At 68.9% G+C, this 24,904-nt stretch carries 25 protein-coding genes and 1 pseudogene; 16 read left to right on the forward strand and 10 right to left on the reverse strand.

The features are described from left to right. Positions 1 to 13 precede the first annotated feature (13 nt). The 3 genes from AB0E69_RS14395 to AB0E69_RS14405 are packed head-to-tail and all read right to left on the reverse strand — an operon-like array spanning position 14 to position 2,137. A complete protein-coding gene (locus tag AB0E69_RS14395; RefSeq protein WP_360144320.1) occupies positions 14 to 421 on the reverse strand; it encodes a type II toxin-antitoxin system VapC family toxin in 408 nt (135 codons plus the stop codon). Further along, positions 418 to 693 carry a type II toxin-antitoxin system prevent-host-death family antitoxin gene (locus AB0E69_RS14400; RefSeq protein ID WP_360144323.1) on the reverse strand — a complete coding sequence of 92 codons (276 nt, stop codon included), beginning with the start codon at positions 691 to 693 and terminating at the stop codon, positions 418 to 420. The genes AB0E69_RS14395 and AB0E69_RS14400 overlap by 4 nt, the downstream gene beginning before the upstream one ends. Before the next feature lie 37 nt (positions 694 to 730). Continuing rightward, positions 731 to 2,137: a PLP-dependent aminotransferase family protein gene (locus AB0E69_RS14405; protein ID WP_360144326.1), complete on the reverse strand. Its 1,407-nt coding sequence runs from the start codon at positions 2,135 to 2,137 to the stop codon at positions 731 to 733. A gap of 64 nt (positions 2,138 to 2,201) precedes the next feature. On the opposite strand from AB0E69_RS14405, the gene AB0E69_RS14410 reads away from it, so the two are divergent. The 7 genes from AB0E69_RS14410 (at position 2,202) to AB0E69_RS14440 (ending at position 10,922) form a co-directional block, all read left to right on the forward strand. Next, positions 2,202 to 3,302: a pyridoxal phosphate-dependent aminotransferase gene (locus AB0E69_RS14410; protein ID WP_360144329.1), complete on the forward strand. Its 1,101-nt coding sequence runs from the start codon at positions 2,202 to 2,204 to the stop codon at positions 3,300 to 3,302. Positions 3,303 to 3,311: 9 nt separating this feature from the next. Further along, entirely contained in the window at positions 3,312 to 5,297 is a 1,986-nt protein-coding gene (tmk, locus tag AB0E69_RS14415) for a dTMP kinase (protein ID WP_360144332.1), read from the forward strand. After that, entirely contained in the window at positions 5,294 to 6,502 is a 1,209-nt protein-coding gene (locus tag AB0E69_RS14420; RefSeq protein ID WP_360144335.1) for a DNA polymerase III subunit delta', read from the forward strand. Before tmk ends, AB0E69_RS14420 begins: the two co-directional genes overlap by 4 nt. A 133-nt stretch (positions 6,503 to 6,635) precedes the next feature. Beyond that, positions 6,636 to 7,304: a DUF4190 domain-containing protein gene (locus tag AB0E69_RS14425; protein ID WP_360144338.1), complete on the forward strand. Its 669-nt coding sequence runs from the start codon at positions 6,636 to 6,638 to the stop codon at positions 7,302 to 7,304. A 31-nt stretch (positions 7,305 to 7,335) separates the two neighbouring features. Then, positions 7,336 to 8,328 carry a DUF4190 domain-containing protein gene (locus tag AB0E69_RS14430; RefSeq protein ID WP_360144341.1) on the forward strand — a complete coding sequence of 331 codons (993 nt, stop codon included), beginning with the start codon at positions 7,336 to 7,338 and terminating at the stop codon, positions 8,326 to 8,328. 45 nt (positions 8,329 to 8,373) lie between these two features. Next, the gene (gene ricT / locus AB0E69_RS14435) at positions 8,374 to 9,384 is read left to right on the forward strand and encodes a regulatory iron-sulfur-containing complex subunit RicT (protein ID WP_360145937.1); all 1,011 of its coding nucleotides are present in this window, start codon (positions 8,374 to 8,376) and stop codon (positions 9,382 to 9,384) included. Further along, entirely contained in the window at positions 9,381 to 10,922 is a 1,542-nt protein-coding gene (locus AB0E69_RS14440; RefSeq protein ID WP_360144344.1) for an alpha/beta hydrolase, read from the forward strand. The genes ricT and AB0E69_RS14440 overlap by 4 nt, the downstream gene beginning before the upstream one ends. On the opposite strand, the gene AB0E69_RS14445 is transcribed toward AB0E69_RS14440, so the two are convergent. Further along, positions 10,923 to 11,558 (reverse strand): hypothetical protein, encoded by a 636-nt coding sequence (locus tag AB0E69_RS14445; RefSeq protein ID WP_360144347.1) that lies wholly within the window; start codon positions 11,556 to 11,558, stop codon positions 10,923 to 10,925. An 89-nt stretch (positions 11,559 to 11,647) separates the two neighbouring features. On the opposite strand from AB0E69_RS14445, the gene AB0E69_RS14450 reads away from it, so the two are divergent. After that, the gene (locus AB0E69_RS14450) at positions 11,648 to 11,986 is read left to right on the forward strand and encodes a sterol carrier family protein (RefSeq protein ID WP_360145940.1); all 339 of its coding nucleotides are present in this window, start codon (positions 11,648 to 11,650) and stop codon (positions 11,984 to 11,986) included. Positions 11,987 to 12,034: 48 nt separating this feature from the next. On the opposite strand, the gene AB0E69_RS14455 is transcribed toward AB0E69_RS14450, so the two are convergent. Then, positions 12,035 to 12,811 carry a hypothetical protein gene (locus AB0E69_RS14455; RefSeq protein WP_360144350.1) on the reverse strand — a complete coding sequence of 259 codons (777 nt, stop codon included), beginning with the start codon at positions 12,809 to 12,811 and terminating at the stop codon, positions 12,035 to 12,037. Between the two features lie 77 nt (positions 12,812 to 12,888). Further along, the gene (locus AB0E69_RS14460) at positions 12,889 to 13,677 is read right to left on the reverse strand and encodes a hypothetical protein (protein WP_360144353.1); all 789 of its coding nucleotides are present in this window, start codon (positions 13,675 to 13,677) and stop codon (positions 12,889 to 12,891) included. A 242-nt stretch (positions 13,678 to 13,919) separates the two neighbouring features. Between AB0E69_RS14460 and AB0E69_RS14465 the strand changes: the two genes are divergently transcribed. Continuing rightward, positions 13,920 to 15,206 carry an MFS transporter gene (locus tag AB0E69_RS14465; RefSeq protein WP_360144356.1) on the forward strand — a complete coding sequence of 429 codons (1,287 nt, stop codon included), beginning with the start codon at positions 13,920 to 13,922 and terminating at the stop codon, positions 15,204 to 15,206. 13 nt (positions 15,207 to 15,219) lie between these two features. Continuing rightward, positions 15,220 to 16,191, forward strand: a complete 972-nt coding sequence (locus AB0E69_RS14470) for a hypothetical protein (protein ID WP_360144359.1) — start codon at positions 15,220 to 15,222, stop codon at positions 16,189 to 16,191. Here AB0E69_RS14470 and AB0E69_RS14475 read toward each other — a convergent pair whose 3' ends face one another. Next, a complete protein-coding gene (locus AB0E69_RS14475) occupies positions 16,192 to 17,253 on the reverse strand; it encodes a PLP-dependent aminotransferase family protein (RefSeq protein ID WP_360145943.1) in 1,062 nt (353 codons plus the stop codon). It lies immediately after the preceding gene. Positions 17,254 to 17,391: 138 nt separating this feature from the next. Next, positions 17,392 to 17,688: pseudogene (locus AB0E69_RS14480) on the reverse strand (winged helix-turn-helix domain-containing protein); the annotation flags it as partial. 28 nt (positions 17,689 to 17,716) lie between these two features. Here AB0E69_RS14480 and AB0E69_RS14485 point away from each other — a divergent pair. From AB0E69_RS14485 to AB0E69_RS14510, 6 genes are all read left to right on the forward strand, one after another. After that, a complete protein-coding gene (locus AB0E69_RS14485; protein WP_360144362.1) occupies positions 17,717 to 18,517 on the forward strand; it encodes a methyltransferase in 801 nt (266 codons plus the stop codon). Further along, the gene (locus AB0E69_RS14490) at positions 18,514 to 18,654 is read left to right on the forward strand and encodes a hypothetical protein (protein ID WP_360144365.1); all 141 of its coding nucleotides are present in this window, start codon (positions 18,514 to 18,516) and stop codon (positions 18,652 to 18,654) included. Before AB0E69_RS14485 ends, AB0E69_RS14490 begins: the two co-directional genes overlap by 4 nt. A gap of 31 nt (positions 18,655 to 18,685) precedes the next feature. Then, complete coding sequence (locus AB0E69_RS14495) at positions 18,686 to 20,173, forward strand: CYTH and CHAD domain-containing protein (RefSeq protein ID WP_360144368.1); 1,488 nt, start codon at positions 18,686 to 18,688, stop codon at positions 20,171 to 20,173. Between the two features lie 703 nt (positions 20,174 to 20,876). After that, positions 20,877 to 21,233: a helix-turn-helix transcriptional regulator gene (locus AB0E69_RS14500; protein ID WP_360144371.1), complete on the forward strand. Its 357-nt coding sequence runs from the start codon at positions 20,877 to 20,879 to the stop codon at positions 21,231 to 21,233. Positions 21,234 to 21,252: 19 nt separating this feature from the next. Continuing rightward, positions 21,253 to 22,098 (forward strand): ImmA/IrrE family metallo-endopeptidase, encoded by an 846-nt coding sequence (locus AB0E69_RS14505; RefSeq protein WP_360144374.1) that lies wholly within the window; start codon positions 21,253 to 21,255, stop codon positions 22,096 to 22,098. Then, positions 22,095 to 22,715, forward strand: coding sequence for a hypothetical protein (locus AB0E69_RS14510; RefSeq protein WP_360144377.1), 621 nt, complete (start codon positions 22,095 to 22,097; stop codon positions 22,713 to 22,715). The genes AB0E69_RS14505 and AB0E69_RS14510 overlap by 4 nt, the downstream gene beginning before the upstream one ends. Positions 22,716 to 22,836: 121 nt before the next feature. Here the strand turns inward: AB0E69_RS14510 and AB0E69_RS14515 are convergent, their stop codons facing one another. Continuing rightward, entirely contained in the window at positions 22,837 to 24,468 is a 1,632-nt protein-coding gene (locus AB0E69_RS14515) for a cation acetate symporter (RefSeq protein WP_360145946.1), read from the reverse strand. Positions 24,469 to 24,479: 11 nt separating this feature from the next. Further along, complete coding sequence (locus AB0E69_RS14520; protein ID WP_360144380.1) at positions 24,480 to 24,812, reverse strand: DUF485 domain-containing protein; 333 nt, start codon at positions 24,810 to 24,812, stop codon at positions 24,480 to 24,482. Positions 24,813 to 24,904 lie beyond the last annotated feature (92 nt).

Below are 24,904 nucleotides of genomic sequence, written 5' to 3' on the forward strand. Positions count from 1 at the left end.
GAGGCGGCACAGCTCAGTCAGCTCCAGGCGCGGCGGTGGGAAGCCCGATCGAGGCTGCAGCTGACAGCAGCCGCTTGTCGTAGGTGACAAGTGCTGTCAGCGGCAGACCTTCCAAGACCAGGCTCTGAGCACTCGCCAGATGAATGGCATCAAGCGTCCGCAGCATCGGATCGGCGTACGCCGCCGCCGTCGCCAGCACGGTGTCGTCCATCGGTACTCGGTCGAGCCGAGCGAGGACGGTGGGTACAGCTGCCAGTCGTCCAGGATCGGATCGGCGAAGTGCGCGTGGTACTTCGGTGAGCACGAGAGCCGACGCCACAAGCGCCTTGTCCGCCTGTGTCGCAAGCCAGCTCGTCAGTGCCTCGCTCTCTGCCTCTCGCCGGATCATCTTCACGATCGCGGCCGAGTCGAGGAAGATCACAGACGCTCCTCGCGCAGGTCCGAGACGATGTCGGTGGAGTCGATCGACAGGTCCGGTTCACCGGGGGGCAGAGCCAATGGACCGGGGTTGCTGGCGGGGATCAGTCGTCCGCGGCGAATCAGTTCGTCCCGGATGCTGGTGTTGTTGTCGATCGGCACCAGCCGTGCTGCCGGGCGACCGCTCACGGTGATCTCGAGGGACTCGCCGTTGGCTACCCGCGCCAGCACTGCGCTGGTGTGCTGGTTGAGCTCGCGAACCGGGATGCTGTCCATGAACCAAGTGTAGAACGTTGTGTTCTACGTTAGCCAGTCAGATGGCTATGGATGGGCGGGGGTGTATTCGGTTGGGTGGTGGGGTGTAGGCGGTCCAGGCCTTGGTGAGGCGGTGGACTGCTTCGGTGAGGTCGGGGGGTTGGGCTCGGAAGTGTAGGCGGATGTGGTGGTTGCTGGCGCCGGTGATGTCGAGGGTGGTGCCGGGGAGGATGGCCAGGCCGTGGCGTAGGGCGGTTTGGGCGAAGGAGACGCCGTCGCCGTGGGGGAGGCGGGCCCAGAGGCACTGGCCGCCGGCGATGGTGGGCAGCTCCCAGGTGGGGAGGGCCTCCGACAGCAGCGAGCGTAGGTGGTCGTGGCGGGACTTGAGCGTCTCGTGCAGGGCTGGGCCGTCCAGGAGCGGCAGGAGGTGTACTGCGGCTAGCTGGGTAGGCACGTTGCCGCCCAGGTCATGTACGGCGCGCAGCCGGGCCACGCGGTTGATCAAGGGTGTGGCAGCGCGGATCCACCCGATGCGGAGGCCGCCCCAGATGCTCTTGCTCAGCGAGCCGATCGAGATGACGTTGGCGCCGTACGCCGCAATCGGTGTGAGCTGAGGTTCACCGGGGAAGCCCAGGTCAGCGGGAACCTCGTCCTCGATCAGCGGTACGCCGGTCGCCGCCAGCCGTTGCCGTGCCAGCGAGGACAGCACCGCTCCGGTCGGGTTGTGGTACGTCGGGATCACGTACGCCACCGCCGGCCGCCGCTCCCGCACCGCCGCCTCGAACCCCTCCAGCCCGACGGGCAGACCACGCAGTACCGCGCCTTGCTCCCGGAACACCTCCAGCGCACCTGGGTACGTCGGTGCCTCCACGACCACCTGGTCGCCAGGACTTACCAGCGCATGCGCCAGCAACGACAGGGCCTGCTGACCGCCGTTGGTGACCAGGATCTGCTCCGGCGCAGTCGGTACGCCGCGTGCCGTGTACCGATCCGCCAGCGCGGCCCGCAGCGTCGGGTAGCCGTACGGGTAGTAGCCGATGTCGTTGGTGATCCGGCTCAGGTCGAGCTGAGCGAACGCATCGGCCAGCTGAGGCGGCGGATCACCGGGCGCGGCACAGATCGCCAGCAGTACGTCGTCGTCCCGCGCCTCGAGCGAGTCCAGGAAGATGGGGTCGACCGGAGCGTCCTCGACCGGCCCACCGGACGGTACGCCGGCGACGCGGGTGCCACTGCCCTGCCGACGGACGATGCGCCCCTCGGAGCGCAGCAGGTCGTACGCAGCGACCACCGTCGTACGTCCGACCGCCAGAGCGTTGGCCAGCGCCCGGTCCGGTGGCAGCAAGACCCCAGCGGGCAGCTCCCCGTCGTCGATCAGGGCCCGGAGCCGGGTAGCGAGCAGCAGGTAGAGAGGGCCGCGGCCCGACGACCAGCGGCCCAACCGCTCGACGACTTCGATTGGCCTCATCTGCGAACCAATTGTGCGGGATTGGCTCTGGGGACGCCACCGGAATCTCAGAACCATGGCTGGTATGGCGACTTTCCCGCGCAACGAGATCATGTCCCTGACAGCCGTGCAGCCGCGTCATGACCTGGGCGAGAGCTACGGGCCTGACCTGCACCTGGCCGACCTGCTGACACCGGAGCTGGAGGGGCTCGAGCTGGGGTACGGCACCGCGGCCGGAGACCTGCGGCTGCGTACGGCGATCGCTGATCGGCACGGGGTGCGGCCGGAGGACGTGGTGGTCACGGTGGGCGGCATGCACGGGATCTTCCTGCTCGCCTACCTGCTGGCCGACGCCGGCCGCGAGGTGGTGACAACGTCGCCGCTGTTCCCGATAACGCGCAATGCCTTTGAGACGGTCGGTTCTACGGTCCGCCTGGTGCCGCTGACGTTCGACGAGGGCTATCGGCTGACTGCCTCTGCGGTACGCGCGCAGCTGACGCCGGAGACGCGGCTGGTGAGTCTGGCGACACCGCAGAACCCGTCGGGCGTCGCAGTACCGCTGGATGTGCTGCGGGAGATCGTTGCTGCCATGGAGGAGGTCTGTCCGGAGGCCTATCTGATGGTGGACGAGACCTACCGGACCGCGGCGTACGGCGAGGAGGCGGTGGCGGAGACTGCGCTGGTGCTGGGACCCCGCGTGGTGTCTGTGGCGTCGTTGTCCAAGTGCCACGGGGCTGCTGGGCTGCGGATCGGGTGGGTGATCAGCACCGATGCCTCGTTGGTGGAGCAGCTCACTACGGCGAAGTTCAGCACTGTCGTGTCTGCTTCTACTGTGACTGAGGCGTTAGCGCTGCGGGTCTTCGAGCAGGAGGACCGCATCCTCGGCGTACGAAGACTCTGGCTGAAGGAGAACCTCTCGTTGACCCAGGACTGGGTGAGCGAAAACAGTTCGCTCGTCGAGTGGGTTCGGCCGGATGCCGGGGCACTTTGTGTGATCCGGCTCAAGGCGCCGGTGGAGCTGGAGCGGTTCAGGCGGGAAGCGGCCGCGGTGGGGGTACGGCTGGCCGACGGGGACTGGTTCGGGGACGAGGCGCGGGTGTTCCGACTGGGGTTCGGGTTCCTGCCGACGGCGGACCTGAAGGCCGCCCTGGATGCGCTGCGCAAGGCTGTCGATGCCGCACACTAGGCTTGCCATGTGCCGGAGCCCTTCGACCCGCTGACCGATCCTGCACCGGCGCACGATGTGCGCGCGGTGTTGCGGATCCGGGCGTTCCGGCGGCTGTGGATCGGGTTCGGGCTGTCCAGCCTCGGGGACTGGATCGGGCTGCTCGCGCTGACCGCGATGGCGAAGTCGTTCGCCGGCGACAACTACCAGCTGGCGAACTTCGCGATCGGCGGCGTGCTGTTCCTCCGGGTCCTGCCCGCGCTCGTGATGGGCCCGGTGGCCGGCTGGGTCGCGGACCGGCTGGACCGGCGCTGGACGATGATCATCGGCGATCTGGTCCGGGCCGCGTTCTTCGTCACGATCCCGATCGTCGGCACGCTCACCTGGCTGCTGGTCGCGACCGTGCTGATCGAGATCGTCAGCCTGATCTGGGGCCCGGCCAAGGACGCCAGCGTGCCGAACCTGATTCCCCGGCACCGGCTCGAGGCGGCCAACCAGCTCAGCCTGATCACGACCTACGGCACCGCGCTGCCGGCCGCCGCGATCTTTACCGCGATAACCCTCGTATCCCGCTGGGCAGGCGACTTCGCCATCGACCTGGCCGTGTACGTGAACGCCGCGACCTTCGCGATCTCCGCGGTCGCGATCGTGTCGGTGGCCGAGATCGGCCGCGCGATCCACGACCACGAGGATCATCCGACGCTCTGGCGGACCATGGTGGAGGGCTGGTCCTACGTCACCGGCACGCCGGTCGTCCGCGGCCTCGTGGTCGGCATCTCCGGCGCGTTCGCGGCCGGCGCGGTCGTGGTCGGCCTCGGCCGGACGTACGTCGAGGACCTCGGCGCCGGCGATCCGGGGTACGGCGTGCTGTTCGGCGCGGTCTTCGGCGGTCTGGCGCTCGGCATGGGGTTCGCGCCGCGGATCTTCTCCGGGCTGTCCCGGCGCCGGCTGTTCGCGGCCGGGCTGGTCGGGTCCGGCTTCGGGCTGGCCGGGCTCGCGCTGATCCAGCAGATCGAGATCGCCACGATGATCGCGATCCTGCTCGGCTTTTGCGCCGGCGGCTCGTGGGTCTCCGGCTACACGCTGCTCGGCCTCGAGGTCCCGGACGCGGTCCGCGGCCGGACGTTCGCGTTCGTCCAGTCGGCGGTCCGGACGGTGCTCGCCATCACGCTGGCGATCGCGCCGTTCGTCGCGGGTGCGATCGGCCGCCACACCTGGACGATCGGCGACCACTCGGCGACGTACAACGGCGCCTCGATGACGATGGTCGCGGCCGCGATCCTGGCCGGCGTGATCGGCCTGCTCGCCTGGAAGCAGATGGACGACCGGCCGGGCGTCCCGTTCTGGCGCGACGTACGGCGAAGCTTCGGCAAGACCCGCGGTGTGTACCCGACGACCGGCCTGTTCATCGCGTTGGAGGGCGGCGACGGCGCCGGGAAGTCGACCCAGTCGGCGCTGCTCGTGGAGTGGCTGCAGGAACAGGGCCACGAGGTCCTGCTCACCCGCGAACCAGGCGCCACCGAGGTGGGCAAGACGCTGCGGCAGATCGTGCTCGATCCGGCCACCGGTGACATCTCGCACCGCACCGAGGCGCTGATCTACGCCGCCGACAAGGCCGAGCACGTCGAGTCCGTGATCAAACCCGCACTGAAGGCCGGCGCGGTTGTCATCACCGACCGGTACGTCGACTCCGCGCTGGCCTACCAAGGCTCCGGCCGCGACCTGGACCTGTCCGACGTCGAGCGGGTGAACCGCTGGGCCACCGACGACCTCCGGCCGAACCTGACCGTCCTGCTCGACCTCCCGCCGCGGTCCGGTCTCGGCCGGTTCGCCGAGCGCGACCGGATCGAGGCCCAGGGACATGACTTCCATGAGCGGGTCCGGCACGCGTTCCTGGAGCTGGCCGCTGCCGAGCCGCAGCACTACCTGATCGTCGACGCGTCGCTGACCAGGGACGAGATCGCCCGGCAGATCCGGGCCCGCCTCCAGCCCCTGCTTCCGAAAGTGGACCTATGAGCGTCTGGGACGACCTGGTCGGCCAGGAGCCGGCCGTCACCGTGCTGCGGCGAGCTGTCGAGGGCGCTGCCGCCGTACTGCGGGGTGAGCGCGGCGCAGCGGTCGCCGGCATGACCCACGCGTGGCTGATCACCGGTCCGCCTGGCTCTGGGCGGTCCAACGCGGGCCGTGCGTTCGCTGCGGCGCTGCAGTGTCACAACAACGGCTGTGGAGAGTGCAACGAGTGCCGTACGGCGCTCAGCGGTGCCCACCCGGACGTGTCGTTGATCCGGACCGAGCTGCTGTCCATCCGGGTCAGCGAGGTCCGTGAGCTGGTGCGCCGGGCCGCCATGAGCCCTACGCAGGGACGGTGGCAGGTGATGGTGGTCGAGGACGCGGACCGGCTCACCGAGCAGGCTGCGGACGCGTTGCTGAAGAGCATCGAGGAGCCGTCGCCGCGGACTGTCTGGGTGCTGTGCGCTCCGACCGTGGAGGACGTCGTACCGACCATCCGGTCCCGCTGCCGGCTGCTGGTGCTGCGGACTCCGCCGGTGGCGGCGGTGGCGGAGATGCTCACGGCGAAGCTGGACGTCGACCGGGAGCTGGCGTGGTTCGCTGCGCGGGCGGCGCAGGGGCACATCGGACGGGCGCGGGCGCTGGCGCGGGACTCCGAAGTACGGGAGCGGCGGACCAAGGTGCTCGAGGTACCGTTCGCGCTGCGTGACCTCGGTGCGTGCCTGAAGTCGGCTCAGCAGCTGCTGGACGCGGCGAAGGTCGAGGCCAAGGCGAGCGCAGAGAAGGTCGACGAGAAGGAGCGGGCCGAGCTCGAGCAGGCGCTCGGGGTCGGGACCAAGGGCGCCAAGCCGCGCGAGGCGAACGCGGCGCTGAAGGAGCTCGAGGAGCAGCAGAAGGCGCGCGCCAAGCGCTGGGAGCGGGACGTGCTCGACCGGTCACTGGTCGATCTGATGGCGCTGTACCGGGACGTTCTGGTGGTGCAGACGCGCGCCGGCGCGGAGCTGATCAACGACGAGTTGCGTCGGCACATCGAGCAGTTGGGCGCGCGGACGACGCCCGAGCAGACGATCCGACGGCTGGACGCGATCTCCACCTGCCGGGAGGCGATCGAGGCCAACGTGGCGCCACTGCTCGCGCTGGAGGCGATGACGGTGTCGCTGTTCGAGGGGCGCACCGACGGGTTCCACATCCCGCGGCAAGTACGCCGGTGAACGGCTCGGTCACCGACTGAGATCGGCGTCCGATTACTGGGCACGCGATGTAACACCGAGACCGGCGGGTCCGATGTCCGTGTGTCCGGGCAAAGCAGACCGTCCGGTACGACATTTGCCGAACGGACACCGCATGACCCAGCCGCCCTCCCCGATCCAGCCTGCGCGGCCATCGCTGCCATCGGCTGAGTCCTGGCTGGAAGGGGTCCCGTCGCCGGCCCAGCAACGGCAGGACCGGTACGCGATCGCTGCCTTCGTGACCAGTCTGCCGGGGCTCGTGCCGTTCGCCGCCGTGCTGGCCGTGGTCGCGCTGCGGCGGATCAAGCGCAGCGGTGGTCGCGGTAGATGGCTCGCGTACGGCGCACTCGCGGTGACGCTGGGGTGGGTGATCGCGACCGGGGTCGCGGTGACGCTCAACCTGGTCGGCGAGCACCGGGAGGGGATCGGCCGCAGCGTCTCGATCTCGAAGGTCGAGGTGGGCCGCTGCTTCGATGCGGACCTGGACGCGTCCACGCTGCGGATGGTGCGGATCGCGGACTGCGCCGTACCGCACACCGGGGAGGCGTACGCGAAGGTGCGCGCGGCGCTGACCGGGCTGCCGGCGAAGGAGACCGGGGAGGTCGCGACGCAGGAGTGCGCGACGGCGTTCAACGGTTTCATCGGGAAGTCGTACGAGCGGTCCGAGCTGGACATGTACTACGTGGTCCTGGAGGATCATGCTGTTGCTGATGGCAACGTCCTGTGCCTGGTCGGCATGCCCGGGAACCGGCTGACGGGTACGATGCGCGGATCACAGCGGTAGCGCCTGTGGGGGAAGCAGCTTTGGGGGAAGCATGAGCCAGCCGCCGTACGATCCGAACCGCCCGCAGGACGTGGTCCACGACCCCGAGGCCACGACGCAGCCCGTCCCCACGCAACCCCTGCCAACCTTCCCCACCTACGGCCGCCCGAGTGCGCATCAGCCGGGGCAGCAGGACGGCCCCGCTCCGTGGGCGACTCCTGGCTCGACCGGGCAGGCGCCGTACGGACAGCCGGCGCCGTATGGGCAGCAACAGCAGGGGTATGGACAGCAGCCGCCGTACGGACCGTCGCAGTACGGGCCGCCGGCACAGCCGGGGTACGGTCCGGGGCAGTGGCCGGCGGCGTACGGGCAGGCCCCGGCGCCGTACAGCTACGGCTACCAGGGCACCGGTGGGACCAACAGCCTGGCGGTGGCTGCGATGGCCACCGGCATCGGCGGCATCTTCTTCGGCCTGGCCGCGCCGGTAGCGATCGGCCTCGGCATCGCGGCCCTGGCGCAGCTCCGCAAACGGCCCGGCGAGAGCGGTCGCGGGATGGCGATCGCCGGCCTCGTCATCGGCTCGCTGGTGACGCTCGGCTACGTCCTGCTGATCGGGCTGGTCATCGCCTTCGGCACCTCCGAGGGCGACGACTACGGCGCACCGGAGCCAGCTGCCTCATACTCAACCCCGCCGACGTTCTCCGAAGACCTCATGGTCGGCGAGTGCTTCGACGACGGCACCGCCGAGGACGAGGTTGTCCGCCAGCCATGCACCGAGGCTCACGACGGCGAGGTGGTGGCCATCGTCACCCTCGCCGACGGCCCGTACCCTGGCGCCGGCGCGATGGACACCGCAGCCGAGCACGCCTGCGTCCCTGCGTTCGCTACCTACGTAGGCAAGCCCAGCAACCAGTCCGAGCTGGACCTCTCCTGGTGGATCCCCACCCGCTCCGCTTGGACCCGCGGCGACCACCAAACCACCTGCACCGCCTACGGCCCCGACGACGAGAAGCTGGACCAGCCCGTCAAGGACAGCCACCGGTAGGCACACACCCGAGGAGAGGGTTGGAAGTAGGCTGGCGGCGTGGGCATGGTGATGGCGGTGTCGTTCGAGCGGTACGGGCGGCTTTACTACCTTGATCCGGGTGAGTTTCGGCCCCGGGTGGGGGACAAGGTGCTGGTGCCTACCGACGACGGACCTGAGGTGGCGGAGTGCGTGTGGGCGCCGCAGTACGTGACCGAGGAGGTCGGCGGGCTGCCGCTGTGTGACGGGATCGCCACGGCCGCGGACCTCGAGCGGGACGAGCAGAACCGGCAGCGGCGGGCCGACGCGCGGGTGATCGCGAAGCGGACGATCCGGCAGCACGGGCTGCCGATGAAGGTGGTCGGGATCGACTTCGTCGACCGGCGGCCGGATGTCGACCAGCTGGTGATCGTGTACTTCTCCGCGCCGCACCGGGTCGACTTCCGCGAGCTCGTCCGCGACCTGGCCAGGGCTCTCCGGGCACGGATCGAGCTGCGCCAGGTGGGAGCGCGGGACGAGGCGCGGTTGCAGGGTGGGATCGGGCCGTGCGGGCGGGACCTGTGCTGTGCGACGTTCCTGAAGGACTTCGAGCCGGTCAGCGTGCGGATGGCGAAGGACCAGGACCTCCCGCTGAACCCGCTCAAGATCTCCGGCGCGTGCGGGCGGCTGATGTGCTGCCTCAAGTACGAGCACCCGCTCTACCAGGAGTTCAATGCGAAGGCCCCACAGGTCGGGACCGCGGTGGAGACCCCCGCGGGTGATGGAGTAGTGGTCGGGCACAACGTGCCGAGCGACACCGTGGTGGTCCGGCTGGCGGCATCAGGCCGGCGCTGCGCGTGCAGCCGAGCAGACGTGTGCTCACCGCGCCAGCAGTACGAAGCAAGCGGTACGACGACCTCCGACGCGCCGCCGGTGATGCCCGAGGTGTCAGCGGTGTCCCAGGTGGAGCCACCCGGAGTACCCGCCGAGCCGGACGTACAGGGCGAGGTACAGGAGACAGCGGAGGAGCCGCGGAAGCGGAAGCCGCGGCGCCGACGGCGGTTGCACCACGACGACGAGGGAGACCCCCAGCAGTGAGATTCCGCAAGCCGATCGTCCTGGGGGCAGCTCTTGCGGTCTTGGCCAGCGGCTGTGGCGTGGCCAGCCGGGCGCAGGACGCCGGCGACGGCGGTACGGAGCCTGGAGTCGGTACCAACCCGCCGTCCGGACCGGCCGGGCCGATCCCAGCGGGGCTGGAGAAGTTCTATCAGCAGCAGCCGGACTGGGAACGCTGCGGCGCCAACCAGCAGTGCGCGACCATCCTGGTGCCGCTGGACTACACCAAGCCCACCGGCGACACGATCGAGCTGCGCGCGCGGAAGGTGCTCGCCCGCGACCGCGGCGGACGCCTCGGCACGCTCTTCATCAACCCGGGCGGCCCGGGCGCGTCCGGTCAGGACTTCGCGGCCCAGACGCCGCGGCTGTTCGGCTCCTCGCTGCTGCGCAAGTTCGACGTGATCGGCTGGGACCCGCGCGGCGTCGGCGAGTCCACGCCGGTCAAGTGCCTCGACACCGAGCAGCTGGACACCCTGCTCGCCACCGACTCCACCCCGGACGACCAGGCCGAGATCACGGACCTCGACAAGCAGACCAAGATCATGACCGCCGGCTGCGAGCAGCGCTCCGGCAAGATCCTGCCGCACGTGTCGACCAAGGACGCGGCCCGCGACCTCGACGTACTGCGGGGCATCGTCGGCGACCCGCAGCTCTACTACCTCGGCATGTCGTACGGCACCTTCCTGGGCGCGACGTACGCCGAGGAGTTCCCGAAGAACGTCGGCCGGATGGTCCTGGACGGCGCCGTGGACCCCTCGATCACGTCCGAGCAGATGGGCCTCGCGCAGGCGAAGGGCTTCGACACGGCGCTGGACGCGTTCGCGGAGGACTGTGCGCAGCGGTCGTGCAAGCTCGGCAGTAGCAAGGCGGACGTGCTCGCCAAGGTCGACCAGCTGCTCAACGACAGCGACGCTCACCCGCTGCGCGGCGACGGGAAGCGCGAGGTCACGCAGGCCCTGGTGATGACCGGGATCATCTACCCGCTCTACCTCAAGGACTTCTGGCCGCGGCTCGAGGAGGCCGTCGCGGACGGCCTGGCCGGCAACGGGCAGCGCCTGCTCGCGATGGCCGACGAGTACGCCGACCGCCAGCAGACCGGGTACGCCGACAACTCGAACGAGGCCAACGTCGCGGTGAACTGCCTCGACAAGCCCGACTTCACCTCGCTCGCGCAGCTGGAGGCGAAGCTGCCTGAGTACAAGGCGGCCTCACCGCGGTTCGGGGTGTCGATGGCGTGGTCGTCGCTGCTCTGCGTCAACTGGCCGGTGAAGCCGCAGGGCAAGCCGCACAAGATCACCGCGGCCGGTTCGAAGCCGATCATGGTGCTCGGGACGACCCGGGACCCGGCGACGCCGTACGAGTGGGCGGTCAGCCTCGCACACCAGCTGGAGAACGGTCTCCTGGTCAGCCGGGACGGTGACGGGCACACGGCGTACCTGTCGGGCAACGCGTGCGTGAAGAACGTCGTCGAGAGCTACCTGGTCCAGGGCAACACCCCGACGTCCGACATCAAGTGCTAGCTAGTTCGGCCGGGTGTCGCCGTCCGCGACCGGGAGCTTCAGCGTGTCGGTGGCGTGCTGGAGGACTTCTTCCAGGCCGGCGCGGTCCTGCGGGCGGCCGCCGACGGTGATCTCGATCGCCGAGGTCTGACCGCCGTCGGTGGAGACCCAGCGGGACAGGCCCATCCGCGGTCCGCGGGCCTGGTCGACGTACGTGTAGACGAGCGTTCCGTTGTCGGTGCTGATCTTCTTGAAGTCGCGCTCGTCGATGCTGCGCGCCCGCGCGTCCACCAGCTGGTCCGGGGTCTGCTTCGAGCCGCGCGTGTCGAACCGGATCGTCCAGACCCCGGTCGGGTCCAGGAACCGCGGCCGGGTGCCGTCCTGAGTGCTCTTCCAGCCCGCCGGGACCTCGGCGGACACCGGCTTGTCGTCGGTGCCGAAGGTTGCCGTCACGTACGTGAGCGAGCCGGGCTGCAGCCCGTCGCCGTGGGGCGTGCTGCTCGGGGTCGGTTGGCTGTTCACGATCCCCGCAGGCGTGTCGTCGTGACCTGCCAAGGGGTTGCCACCGTTGATGGCGAGCACCGCGCCGAACACGGCCACGCCGACGGTCATTCCCGCCAGCGTCATCAGCAGCGCCTGGTGCCTGGGCGTGAGCATCCCGACCTCACTTCCTCGTCTCGGCCCCGATTATCCCCGACGAAAGGGGCGTCACCGCAAACTGACGCGTACGCTGGCACGTCGTGAACATGCACGACCCCTCGTTTCGCCAAGCCCTGCAGCGCTACGACGCCGGTACGGCGGAACGCGCCGACCTCAAGCTGCTGACCAAGGAGCTGCTCAAGCTGCTGGTCGCGAAGGCGCCGGGGCACGCGGTCGAGGTCCGGGTGCCGCCGTACGGTGCGGTGCAGTGCATCGAGGGCCCACGCCACACCCGGGGTACGCCGGGCGCGGTGATCGAGATGCCACCGGACCTGTGGATTGAGCTCGCGCTGGGCCGCACCAGCTGGGCCGACGCCCGCGTGAGCGGCAAGCTACGCGCCAGTGGCGAGCGAACCGACCTGAGCGGCCTGCTGCCCCTGAACTGAAGCGAGCCGCAGCACCCCGCCCCGGGTGCTGCGGCTCGGTCTATGGGGTCAGCGACCCGCCGTACCGGTCTGCCAGACCACGCTGCGGCCGTAGACGATGACCAGGTTGCCGTCGTCGCGCAGCTGAAGCACAGAGCCCGGACGGGCGGTCTTGCTCGACCAGATGGTCTGCCGGTCCGCGTTCAGCACGCACAGGCTTCCGGAGGCGTCCCACAGCACGTAGGCGCCGACGTGGTCGCCGGTCTTCGTGTTCCAGAGCAGCGCGCTGCCCTTGAGCAGCTGTACGTCGCCGTTGCGCTGCACCTGGAACCGGTACAGGCGGTTGTGCGAGTACAGCGTCAGGTCGGTGCGCAGTACGTCGTCGTCGTACAGGCTCACCATGACCATCGACTGGTTCCACGCCGCCTTGCCGCGGGCGTTGTAGATGACCAGCCGGCCGGTGTTCTCCAGCTTGAGCGTGGCGCCGGTGTTGCCCGCGGTGTCGCTCGCCCAGACCACAGTGCGGCCCCAGATCACCTGCAGGTTGCCGTTGGGCTGGAAGACGAGCACGGAGCCGGCCTTGGTCTTGCCGGCGCCCCAGTAGCCCGAGCTACCCGGCTTGCTCATCACGGCGTCGCCGTACTTCTCCATGGAGAGCGTGTAGACGCCGTTCGGCGACTTGATCGACTGGCCGGGCAGCAGCCGCTGGCCGGGCTTCAGCGTCGAGGGCACGGCCTGGCCCGAGTCAGTGGTGGCGCCGGCCGGGACACCGGCCAGCGCGGTCGCAGCAGCAGCGCCGACGGCTAGAGCGGCCGCGAGCAGGCGGGTGGGCTTGAGCGAGATCATGTGTGTTCCCCCAGGGGTTTCTGAGACCCGGGCCCCCGGGTCGCGTGTACGACGCGACCCGGACGCCAAAGGTTCGGTCAGCGACCGGTGTTGCTGGCCCAGAGGGGGGTGCGGCCGTAGACGACGACCAGGTTGCCGTCGTTCTGCATCTGCAGGACCGCGCCGTGGCGTACGGTCCGGGTCGACCAGAGGGCCCGCTTCGCGGCCGAGTAGACGACGAAGTTGCCGTCCTGCTGCATGGCGGCGTACGCGCCCTTGCTGATCGTCTTGGTGCTCCAGATCGGGGTCTTGCCGTTCTTCACGATCACCGCGTTGCCGTCGGTCTGCATCTGCAGCCGGTAGACGCGGTTCGGCGAGACCAGCATGTCGTACACCTTCAGCACCCGGCCGGAGCCGAGGGTACCGATCACCATGTGCCGGTACCAGACCGCCTTGTTGCGGACGTTGTAGATGACCAGGTTGGAGTCGTTCTGCACGGCCAGGAACGCGCCGGTGCTACCGCCGGTGTTGCTGGCCCAGACCGGGGTCCGGCCGGAGACGACGACCAGGTTGCCGTCCTTCTGCATGATCAGCGTGGAGGCCTTGCGGTTCGTCATCGACGCCCAGAGCGGGCTGCGGCCCTTGTAGAGCACGGCGTTGCCGTCGGTCTGCATGAGCAGCGTGTAGAGGCCGTTCTTGGAGCGGCGGAACTGGCCCGGCTTGAGGTACTGACCGGGGCGGAGTACGTCGGAGACGGCCGCGGCCTGCGTGCTGACAGCCGTGGGGGACGCGTGCGCGGCCGAGGGAACAAGCAGGGTGGCACCAGCGGCCGCGCCGGCGGCCAGGGTGGCGAGCAGCCGGGTGCCGGCCGACTTGATCGAGATCATCCGGTTCTTCTCCGTTTCATGGTTCCGTCAGGTGGTGTCGCGCAGAGATTGACGCCCTGGGCAACAAAACGGTTCCCAAGGTAGGGGGCGGGGGGTGCGCGGCCCGGGCCTTTCGATCGTGGTCGAAAGGTCGAGCCGCGGCGCCCCCAGGACGCCGCGGCTCGCCGGTCCTGCCGGGTCTGCGTCTCACGGTAGGGACAAACAGGTTCGTCGAAGGTGGTTGGCGATGACACTATGTGCCAGTGGCAGCAAGTTTCCGCGCGCGACTGGCCCGGTTGCGTGTTGATCTGACTCCGTGGCGTGCATCCCGTGACTTCCGCATCCTGCTGGTCTCGGGGACGGTCTTCTTCCTCGGCGGCATGGTCGGGTACGTCGCTCTGCCGTTCCAGCTGTACAAACTGACCGGCTCCAACTTCGCGGTCGGCGCCATGGGTCTGGTGACGATCGCGCCACTCGTCGTGTTCGGGCTGTACGGCGGTGCGCTGGCGGACCATGTGGACCGGCGGAAGCTGCTGGTGGGCACCGGGATCGCTCAGGTGCTGATCTCCGCGGCCCTGCTCAGCAACAGCCTGCTGGCGCATCCGCAGGTCTGGGTGATCTACCTGTGCGGCGGTCTGAACGCAGTAGCCATGTCGCTGCAGCGTCCGAGCCGCGAGGCGCTGCTGCCTCGGGTCGTGGGGCATGCGCAGATCCCTGCCGCTGTCGCGCTGAGCTCCTTGACCATGCAGGTCGGTCAGCTCGCCGGACCGGCCGTTGGTGGTGTCCTGGTCGGTTCAGTGGGCGTGACGTGGGCCTTTGCGGTCGAGCTGACCGGGCTGGTAGTCGCTACGCTCATGTACCTCGGGCTCGGCTCGTACAAGACCAGTGAGCACAGCACGCCGCCGAGTCTGCGGGCGATCGGTGGCGGGATCGTGTACGCGTTCCGCCGAAAGGACCTGCTGGCCACCTATGTGGTCGACATGGTCGGGATGTTCCTGGCGATGCCGATCGTGCTGTTTCCGGCGTTCGCGACCGAGATCTTGAAGGAGCCGAAGCTGCTGGGGCTCCTCTACAGCGCTGAAGCCATCGGGGCGATGTGCGCGAGTCTCACCAGCGGCTGGGCCAAGCATGTCCACCACCAGGGGCGCGCGGTGGTGCTGGCCACGATCGGCTGGGGTGCGGCGGTCGGATTGGCTGGGCTGGCCCCGAACATCTGGGTCGCGATCGCCTGCTTCGCGGTGGCGGGCGGTGCGGACATGGTCTCCGTGCTGTTCCGTTCAGTTATCTGGAACCAGACGATCCCGGACGAGATGAGAGGCCGGCTGGCGGGGATCGAGATGCTCGGCTACTCGCTCGGGCCGCTCGGCGGGCAGGCCCGGTCCGGGCTGGTCGCCGACCTGACCGGCGTACGGACCGCGATCGTCAGCGGCGGGGTGATGTGCGTCGCCGGCGTGATCGGGACGGCGATCTGGCTGCGTGAGTTCTGGCGGTACGACGCCCGCACGGACGAACACGCAGTACGCGAGAGGGACCTTCGCGCCGCCAGCTAGAGTTCCAGTCATCATGCGTATCCGCCGGGTAGTCGTTGCTGGGCTGGCCTTTGCCGCGCTGGCGGGGTGTGGTGGGCCGGGGCAGGAGGACGCGCCGAGCGCGCCGCCGCTGGTCTCCGTGAGTACGCCGTCCGCGTCGGACACACCGTCCCCGTCGGAGACGCCCAGCGGCCCGGCGTCGTCGAAGGTTGCCGACACCTTGTGCGTGCGGATGGACCAGCAGTTGGTGCAGTCGACGCTGGCGGTGCCGGTGGTGACCATCCAGCCGAAGACCTTGCCGGCCGACTTCGGGTTCCCGACGTACGACGTCTGCGAGTTGGCGCTCAGCATGAGCGCCACCGGCCCGGTGCTGAGGGTCGAGACTTCGGTGCTGCCGGCAACTGCCGCGACGCTGGCAGCGGCGCGGCAGGCGTACGTCGCGACCAAGGGCGAGAAGGCGTTGCCCGCGGCGATCGGTCAAGGCGGCTTCGGGACCAGCACCTTCGTCGTGTTCCTGCTGAACGGGAAGCTCTACAGGCTCGCGGGGCCGAAGGCGACGCCGGCGAAGTACGTCGTACTCGGTCAGGAGGTCGTGCGGCAGACGCCCGGCCTGCCCGATGCGGAGCTGAAGATCACGCGGCCGGACTGCGACCACGGGACGTCGGCGGCGGCGAAGGTGATGGGTGCGCCGGCGGTGGTCCGGCGTGATGGCCAGACGCTGATCGGCGACCCGGTCTGCGGCTGGGCGAACCCGGCGAGCGTCCTCTACACGACGGTTCGCCGTACCCCGAACGCGAAGGCGCTGATGGCTCCGCTCGCGAAGGCGTCCACCTCGCAGTCGATCCCGCTCGGCGACGAGGGGTACATCGACACCGCCACCGGCCGGACGACGATCCGCGTCGGCGACGACAAGCTGATCGACCTGGTTCCGCTCCCGGCACGGGCGCTCAACCCCGACCTGATGACGCAGTTCGCGCTGGCGATGTCGCCGCTGTACACGCGCTGACTACTTGACATGGGCGATGGTCGCGATCGCTTCGGTGATCTCGGTCGGCGTGCGGGCGGCGTACCCGAGGACGAGGCCGGGCGCGTGGGGCAGCTGGCAGTGCCAGGACAGCGGGTGGGTCTTGACGCCCTCGCGGAGGGCAGCCGCGGCTAGCTCGACGTCGTTGGTGCCGTCGTCGAAGGTGATGGTCAGGTGCAGGCCGGCGGCCGCGCCGTGGACGGTTGCTGTGGGCAAGTAGGTGTGGATGGCGCGGACCATGGTGTCGCGGCGGGTGCGGTGCCGACGGCGGAGCAGGCGGAGCTGGCGTTCGAGCTCGCCGGACGTCATCAGGTGGGCGAGGGTGAGCTGCGGGAGCGCCGCGTTGCCGAGGTCGGCGAGGCGCTTCCTGCCGATCAGCTCCTCCTTGTACTCCGCCGGCGGCAGCATCCAGCCGATCCGGAGCGAGGGGGCGAGGAGCTTGGAGATGCTGCCGGTGTAGATGACCTGATCGGACAGCATCGCGCGGAGGGCGGGTACGGGCGGACGGTCGTAGCGGTGCTCGGCGTCGTAGTCGTCCTCGATGATCAGGCCACCGGCCGCGGCCCAGGCGATCAGGTCGCGCCGGCGCTCGCCTTCGAGCACGACACCGGTCGGGAAGTGGTGGGCGGGGGTGACCATGACAGCCGGCGCGTTGGACTCCCGCAGTACGTCGACGCGCAGGCCGGCGGCGTCGACCGGGATCGGCGGGGTCTGCATGCCCCACAGCTGCAAGTGTTGCCGGGAGCCCAGCGAGCCGGGATCCTCGACGGCGATCTCGCCGATACCGCGCTGCTTGAACACCTGCGCCACGAGCCCGATGGCCTGGGCGACGCCGGCGACGATGATCAGGTCCTCGGGGTCCGCGTTAACGCCTCGATTCCGCGCCAGCCACGTCGCTACTGCCCTTCGCAGTGCGGGCGTGCCTGCCGGATCGCCGTACCCGAACGCCGCCGATTCCAGATCCGCCAGAACCATCCGCTCGGCCCGCAGCCAGGCCGTCCGCGGAAACGCCCCCAAGTCCGGTACTCCTGGCGTCAAGTCCACGCGGGCGCCGGCTCCGCGCAAACTGTCGAACACCTCCAACCCGGGCTGCTCGACAACCACTCCACCTCGAGTACTCCCTGCCGCTGCGCTCCTAGGTGGGGCAGCGGTCCGGGGCGGCGCCGCCACAACCACCGTGCCACCGCGTCCTCGGCCGGCAATGTGGCCGTCTTCGGTCAGGCGCTGGTAGGCCTCAGTGACAACGCCTCTCGAGAGCTTCAGGTCCGTGGCGAGGGTCCGAGTGGCGGGCAGCCGGGTGCCGACCGGAAGGCGCCCGTCGGAGATCGCGCTGCGAAGGCGGTCGGTGAGCCAGTCCGACAGGCCCCCGAGCGGCGCCTCGGACGGATCCAGCTGCAGGAAATCCGCGCCCGAGCCTTGGTGGCCGATGGGTGTCCGAGGTTTGGACTGGCCAATTTTGGGTGGATTGGACCTGTTCACTGGTCCATTGTGGCGGGACCGTGGAGGTATGGGAACTGACTACGTGCACGGGTACACGGCGGCGGAGACGCGGCGGCTGGCGGACCAGGCGTCGACGCTGGCGGAGCTGCTGCACGGAGGTACGCAGTACCCGGCCGGGAGTCGGGTGCTCGAGGCGGGCTGCGGGGTGGGCGCGCAGACCGTGCAGCTCGTCACCCGGAGTCCGGGGATCGAGCTGGTGGCGGTTGATCTGTCAGAGGAGTCGCTGACCCAGGCGAAGGCACGGGTCGCGGCGGAGGCTCCGGAGGCCCGGGTCGACTGGCGGCACACCGACCTGCACGACCTCCCGGACGGAGACTTCGACCACGTGTTCGTCTGCTTCGTGCTGGAGCACGTCCCCGACCCGCGCGCCACCCTCCGCAACCTCCGCGCGCGGCTCAAACCCGGTGGCACCATCACCGTGATCGAGGGCGACCACGGGTCCGCGTTCTTCCATCCGCACAGCCCGGCGGCGCAGGCGAACATCAACTGCCTCGTCGACCTGCAGGCCCGGGCCGGCGGCGACTCGCTCATCGGGCGGCGCCTCCAGCCGCTCCTGACCGACGCCGGGTACGACGACGTCCACGCCGTACCGCGCACCGTGTACGCCGACCAGACCCTCCCGCACCTGGTCGACGGCTTCACCCGCAAGACCTTCATCGCGATGGTCGACTCCGTCCGCGACCGCGCGCTCGCCGCCGGCCTCCGCACCGAACAGGAGTGGGCCACCGGCCGCCGCGACCTCGAGCGGTCCGCGGAACCCGGCGGCACCTTTCACTACACGTTCTTCAAGGCATTGGGGCGACGATGATCGGACTACTCGGCTTGGTGACTCTGGTCTGGTGGCGGCTGAACCGGAATCAGCGCAAACAGCTCCGCGGGCGGACCAACGGAGTACCCGACCGGGATCTGGAACGGCTCGTCGCCGAACTGCGGGCGATCAGCTGACCAGTTCATGAACGCCTGGTAAACAGGAACCATGCCCCCCACTGAGCAGCGAGAAATCGAGACGAAGTACGACGTCGACGAGAGCGTGATCCTGCCGCCGTTGCACGAGCTGCCCGGTGTCGCGAGTGTGGCCCAGCCGGTGGAGCTCGACCTCGTGGCTGAGTACTACGACACCCCTGCGCTCGACCTGGCGGCCAACAAGGTGACGCTGCGCCGACGGACCGGTGGCGAGGACGATGGGTGGCACGTGAAGTTCCCGGTGTCTTCTGGTGAGCGGCTCGAGGTCCAGCACCCGCTGGGTCGATCCACGCGCAGTGTGCCGATCGCCGTGGTTCGCTCGGTGCGGGTGTACGTGCGGGATCACGAGCTCTCGCCGGTGGTGACATTGGCCACGCGGCGCGTCGTACACCGGTTGCTCGACGCGGAGGGCGCAGTACTCGCGGAGCTTGCCGACGACCACGTCACGGCGACCGTAGCGGGTGGCGAGCCCGAGAGCTGGCGTGAGTGGGAGGTGGAGCTTGTCGGGGGCGACAAGCTCCTGCTGGAGGACGCAGGCGAGCTGTTGAAGGCCGCTGGTGCCCGTCCGGCCGCTGGGCCGAGCAAGCTGGCGCGTGCGCTCGGCAAGCGGGTCCCGGTGAAGGAGGAGTTCGAGGTACCGGCGAAGCCGCTCACGTCGGACCTGTTCCGCGCGTACGCCGCGGCGCAGGTGCGGGCGATCCACGAGCGCGACCCCGAAGTACGGCGGGACGTCCCGGACGCGATCCACAAGTTCCGGGTGGCGACGCGGCGGCTGCGGTCGGCGCTGGCGACGTACCGCCCGGTGATCGACCGGGAGATCGGCGACCCGATCCGGGACGAGCTGAAGTGGCTGGCCGGCGAGCTGGGCGCGGCACGGGACGCGGAGGTCCAGCGGGAGCACTTTGCCGCGGAGGTCGCGGAGCAGCCGGCCGAGCTGGTGATGGGTCGCGTAGCCGGTCGGATCGACGACCACCTGCGGGCGGTGTACAAGAAGGGCCGGGTGGATGCGCTGGCGGCGCTGGAGAGCGAGCGGTACTTCCGGCTGCTCGACATGCTGGACGATCTGCTCGCGAAGCCGCCGGTGACCGGGGGTGACCGGAAGGCGAAGAAGCAGCTGCACGAGCTGCTCGAGCACGACTACAAGCGGATGCGCAAGGCGGTCCGCCGATCTGAGAAGGCGGAGACGGTCGAGGCGCAGGACCACGAGCTGCACGAGGTCCGCAAGTCGGCGAAGCGCCTGCGGTACGCCGGGGAGTCCGCGCTGCCCGTCCTCGGCTCCGAAGCCAAGGACCTCGCGACCCGCGCCGAAGAAGTCCAGGAGGTCCTCGGCGAACACCAGGACAGCGTGGTCTCCCGCGACCTCCTCCGCGACCTAGCAGTCCAGGTCCACCTCGACGGCGGCAACGCCTTCACCTTCGGCCGCCTCCACGCAGCCGAAGAACACCGAGGCCACACCTCCCGCAAAGCCTTCTTCAAACTCTGGCCCACCCTCAAGTTCTAAAACCCTCCCACGCACCGCAACGCCCGGCTCCTTCGTCGCCGTGGTACGCGCCGCTCCCACCCACCCTCCGGCTCAGCGCCGGCATGCTGCGAGCTACCGCACCCACCCTGCCAGCTGCCGCTGGCTTGTTGCAGGCTGGCGCCCGCGGGTTGCTCGCTGCGCTCGCGTGTGACGACAGCGTGGCCGCGGGGCGCTGCTGGTGAGTTGAGGATGAGGTGGTGAGTGGTGTCATTCCCACGCGCCGCTACGCGCGGCTCGTTCCTCGCCGTGCCACGCGCCGCTCCCACCCCACTCCGGCTTAGCGCCGGCTCCCTGCGAGCTGGCGCTCGCGTTCTGCCAGCTGCCGCTGGCTTGTTGCGGGCTGCCGCCCGCGGGTTGCTCGCTGGCGCTCGCGGGTGACTACGGCGTGGTCACCGGGTGCTGCTCGTGACCTGTGCTCCAGTGGTGAGTGGTGTCATTCCCACGCCCATTACGCGAGGGTGCTGATGGCCTGAGCTGCGGGGGCGAGTGGCGTCCTTTCCGGGGGCTACACGCGCCTCCTTGTGCCGTGACGGGACGGGCGCTCGCCGAAGTGGACTCCTCCGGCGGAGATCGGCGTCGTCGTCCGCTGCGCCGCCACTGGGCTGATCAGGCCCGTTGTCCTCGCCTGATGTGTTGGTGAAGGGTGGGCTGTTGGGGCTATACTGAATCACGGACGAGGAGAGTGATTCAGGAGGTGGAGAGTTTGCCCGCGGACGTCGGTGCCCTGATAGAGCGCGCTCGGGTGGCAGCGGGTCTGAGTCAGCGAGGGCTTGCCGACGCTGCTGGTATCTCGCAGTCGACGTTGTCTCGAATCATCGCCGGCGATCGGGTGGCCAAGGTGCCGGAAGTCATCGCTATCGCTCAAGCGACTGGCCATACCGTTGCCCAGCTCACCGGCTTGAGCGACGTGGCCGGTCGAGTGCAGTGTGCGGCGCGTGCAACCAATGACTCCGACATGCAGGGCATGCGTGAGGCTCTGCTCCATTTCCTCGAGTTGGACAGCTACTTGGACGATCAGGCGATTCCGGTGGCGATCTGATGCGCGAAATGAGTGAGTGATGGATGCCGAGGCCGAAGGCCGGGAGGCGGCTGAGCGGTTCCGCGCGGAGCATCGCCTAGGCGTTCAGCCGTTGGGCGATCTCGTCGCGACCATCGAACAGACGACGGGTATCGACGTCGCGGTGCTCGATGCCGGGCCGGATGAGCATGGACTGACGATGCGCGACCCCAGCCGCAACGCCGTATTTATCGGTGTGGCCCGCACGCGTCACCCGATGCGCCAGCGGAGCACCCTGGCACATGAGCTCGCCCACGTGCTCTTCGAGGACTGGAGCGACAGCGCATCGGCGCCGTGGAGCGCCCGGACGCCGACGGAGCTGCGGGCCGACGCCTTCGCCCGGAATCTGATCGTTCCGCGCGAAGGCCTCAGGCAGTTCGTCAGCGGTCATGATGCGAGCAGCTTGTCGACGCTTTCATCGATCGTTCAGCGATTCCTCGTGTCACCGGCAATGGCGGCGATCGCGGCGTGTCAGGCGGATCTGATCGACACCCAGGTCAAGGACGAGTGGCGACAGTGGACCACGCCAACGCTCGCGGTTCGCCTCGGCTGGAGCGACCACTACCACGTCCTGCAGGCCGACGCGGATCAGCGACGAGCACCACAACGCTTACTGGCACGCGCGATCAATGGGTATATCGAAGGCGTGCTGCCCGTGCAGGCGATCGCTACTTTGCGCGGCGTCACGGTCCAGGAGGCAGAGGCAGAGCTGCGCGAGGCAGGGGTCGTTGTCAGGGAGTCCTTTGTCCCGTGGACGGGCAGTGCTGAGCTACCGCCGCCCGACGTTGACCTGTCGGGCCTGGATGACGCAGACGTCTCGGGCCAGCAGCAGCGGAGCGGTGGATGAGTCCGAGGCCGATCATCGATGCCGGGCCCGGTCTGAATTTCTTCTCCCTGAACAGAGAGCGTCTGCTGATCGGCACGTTGGGGTCACTGAGTGCCCCAGAGGCCGTGCAACAAGAGGTTCTCCGAAAAGCAGCGCAGGATCGACGGTTCGCCACTGCTGCTCGGGTCTGGCGGAAGCTGCCGGATCATCTGATGCAGATCCTGTCCGATGACCTCACTCCAGAGCTTGCCGCCGTTGTGCTGAGGTTGTCTGGGCTGCCCATGCACGAGCGCAAGGCGCAGTCGAAGGACCTTGGCGAAACCATGGTCATCGCGCACGCCGTCGTAGCAGCTGAAACGGGTGAGACCGTCACCGTTCTCATCGATGACGGACGAGGCGCGCGCGAAGCGGCCAGCGAGATCAGGCGGCTGGACCGCTTGCGGGCCGCTGGACGAGGCGTGGGTGGGATCCGGTTGGTCAACACACTCACGGTCCTGGAGAGCGCGGCCGGCACTGAGCATCTGCCGGACAAGGTGGCGATGCGCGACCTCTACCAGCGTCTTCGTGGACTCGATGACGGTCTGCCGCCGATCGACGCGACGAAGCTGATGTCGCGAGAAGTCTGGGTACGGGGCTGACTGATGAAGCGGGTGGTCAGGTCTGTGTTGACCTGACCACCCGCTTCGTTGACTCTTCTTCTTTTGTTGAGTGGGGCTGCCAGGCAGGTTCGCTTGAGTTCGCAGGGCCTGCCTGGCAGGTCTAGTGGTGGACTGCTTTTTCGGCGCCGGCTCCGGTGAGGGAGCGGACTTCCATTTCGGCCCAGCGGTCTACGTCGACCGGCTCCTTGCTGGTGAGGGTGCCGACGATGCCGAGGAGGAAGGCCAGGGGGATGGAGATGATGCCGGGGTTGTCCAGGGGGAACCAGTGGAAGTCGACGCCGGTGTCGGTGATCATCGACAGGCTCTTGTGGGTCTTCGCGTCGACCTTGCCGGAGACGACCGGGCTGAACGCGATCAGGATGATGGCCGAGGCCAAGCCGCCGTAGATGCTCCACAGCGCGCCGCGGGTGTTGAAGCGGCGCCAGAACAGCGAGTAGAGGATCGTCGGCAGGTTCGCACTGGCTGCGACCGCGAAGGCCAGCGCCACCAGGAACGCGACGTTCTGGCCGTTGGCGAAGATGCCGCCGACGATCGCGACGATGCCGATGACGACCGCGGTGTACCGCGCCACGCGGACCTCGCCGGTGCCGCTGATCTGGCCCTTCTTGATCACCTGACCGTAGATGTCGTGGGCGAACGACGTACTCGCGGTGATGGTCAGACCGGCGACGACCGCCAGGATCGTCGCGAACGCGACCGCCGAGATCACGCCGAGGAGTACTTCGCCACCGAGCTCGAAGGCGAGCAGTGGAGCAGCGGAGTTCGCCTTGCCCGGTGCGGCCTTGATCCGGTCCGGGCCGACGATCGCGGCCGCGCCGTACCCGAGGACCAGCGTGAACAGGTAGAAGATGCCGATGATCCAGATCGCCCAGCTGACGCTGCGCCGGGCCTCCTTGGAGTCCGGCACGGTGTAGAAGCGCATCAGCACGTGCGGGAGCCCCGCGGTGCCGAGGACCAGGGCCAGCGCGAGCGAGATGAAGTCGAGCTTGGTGACTCCCGTGACGCCGTACTGGAGACCCGGGCCGAGCAGCTTGTCGCCCGCCTTCGGGCTGTTGCCGACGGCCGCACCCATCACGCCGGAGAGGTTGAACGAGTACTTCGCCAGCACCCAGAGCGTCATCAGACCGGCGCCGACGACCAGCAGGGCCGCCTTGATGATCTGGACCCAGGTGGTGCCCTTCATGCCACCGACCAGCACGTACGTGATCATGATGATGCCGACAACGGCGATCACGATGCCTTGACCGGTCTTGCTGTCCACGCCGAGCAGCAGCGCGACCAGACCGCCGGCGCCCGCCATCTGCGCCAGCAGGTAGAAGAAGCAGACCACCAGCGTCGAGATCGCGGCGGCCATCCGGACCGGACGCTGCTTGAGGCGGAACGACAGTACGTCGGCCATCGTGAAGCGGCCGGTGTTCCGTAGTAGCTCTGCAACTAGTAGCAGCGCAACTAGCCACGCGACCAGGAAGCCGATCGAGTAGAGGAAGCCGTCGTACCCGTTGATCGCGATCGCGCCGGCGATGCCGAGGAACGACGCGGCGGACAGGTAGTCGCCGGAGATCGCGATGCCGTTCTGCGGGCCGGTGAAGGAACGCCCGCCGGCGTAGAAGTCGGCCGCGGTCCGGTTGTTCCGGGAGGCGCGGAACACGATCGCCAGGGTGGCGACCACGAACAGCGCGAAGATGACGATGTTGACGGTCGGGTTCCCGATGTCGGTTGCCAACGGCAACATGAGTGGTGCGCTCACTGGTCGGCTCCCTCAATCTGGTGACGCAGCTTCTTCGCATCCGGGTCGAGCCGGCGGTCGGCCCACCGGACGTAGATCAGCGTGATGGCGAAGGTCGACACGAACTGGCCGAGCCCGAACAGCAGCGCCACGGTGATGTTGCCGCCGACCTTGTGCGCCATGAAGCCGTGCGCGTAGTCGGCCAGCAGGACGTAGGCGAAGTACCAGACCAGGAACAGCGCAGTCATCGGGAACACGAAGTTCCGGAACCGGCGGCGCAGCTCGGAGAAGTCCGGCGACAGCTGGACATCCCGGTACGTCGACAGGTCCGGATCGCGCGTATCACTCATCGCGAGACCTCCAGGAGGGATCACGCCGGGCGGGGTAATGCCGGCTGCCCGTACTGTTGCGCGGGTCACGTCGCGCCGCGAGCACCCACACG

It is taken from the genome of Kribbella sp. NPDC026611, assembly GCF_040638345.1.
Lineage (GTDB): Bacteria > Actinomycetota > Actinomycetes > Propionibacteriales > Kribbellaceae > Kribbella.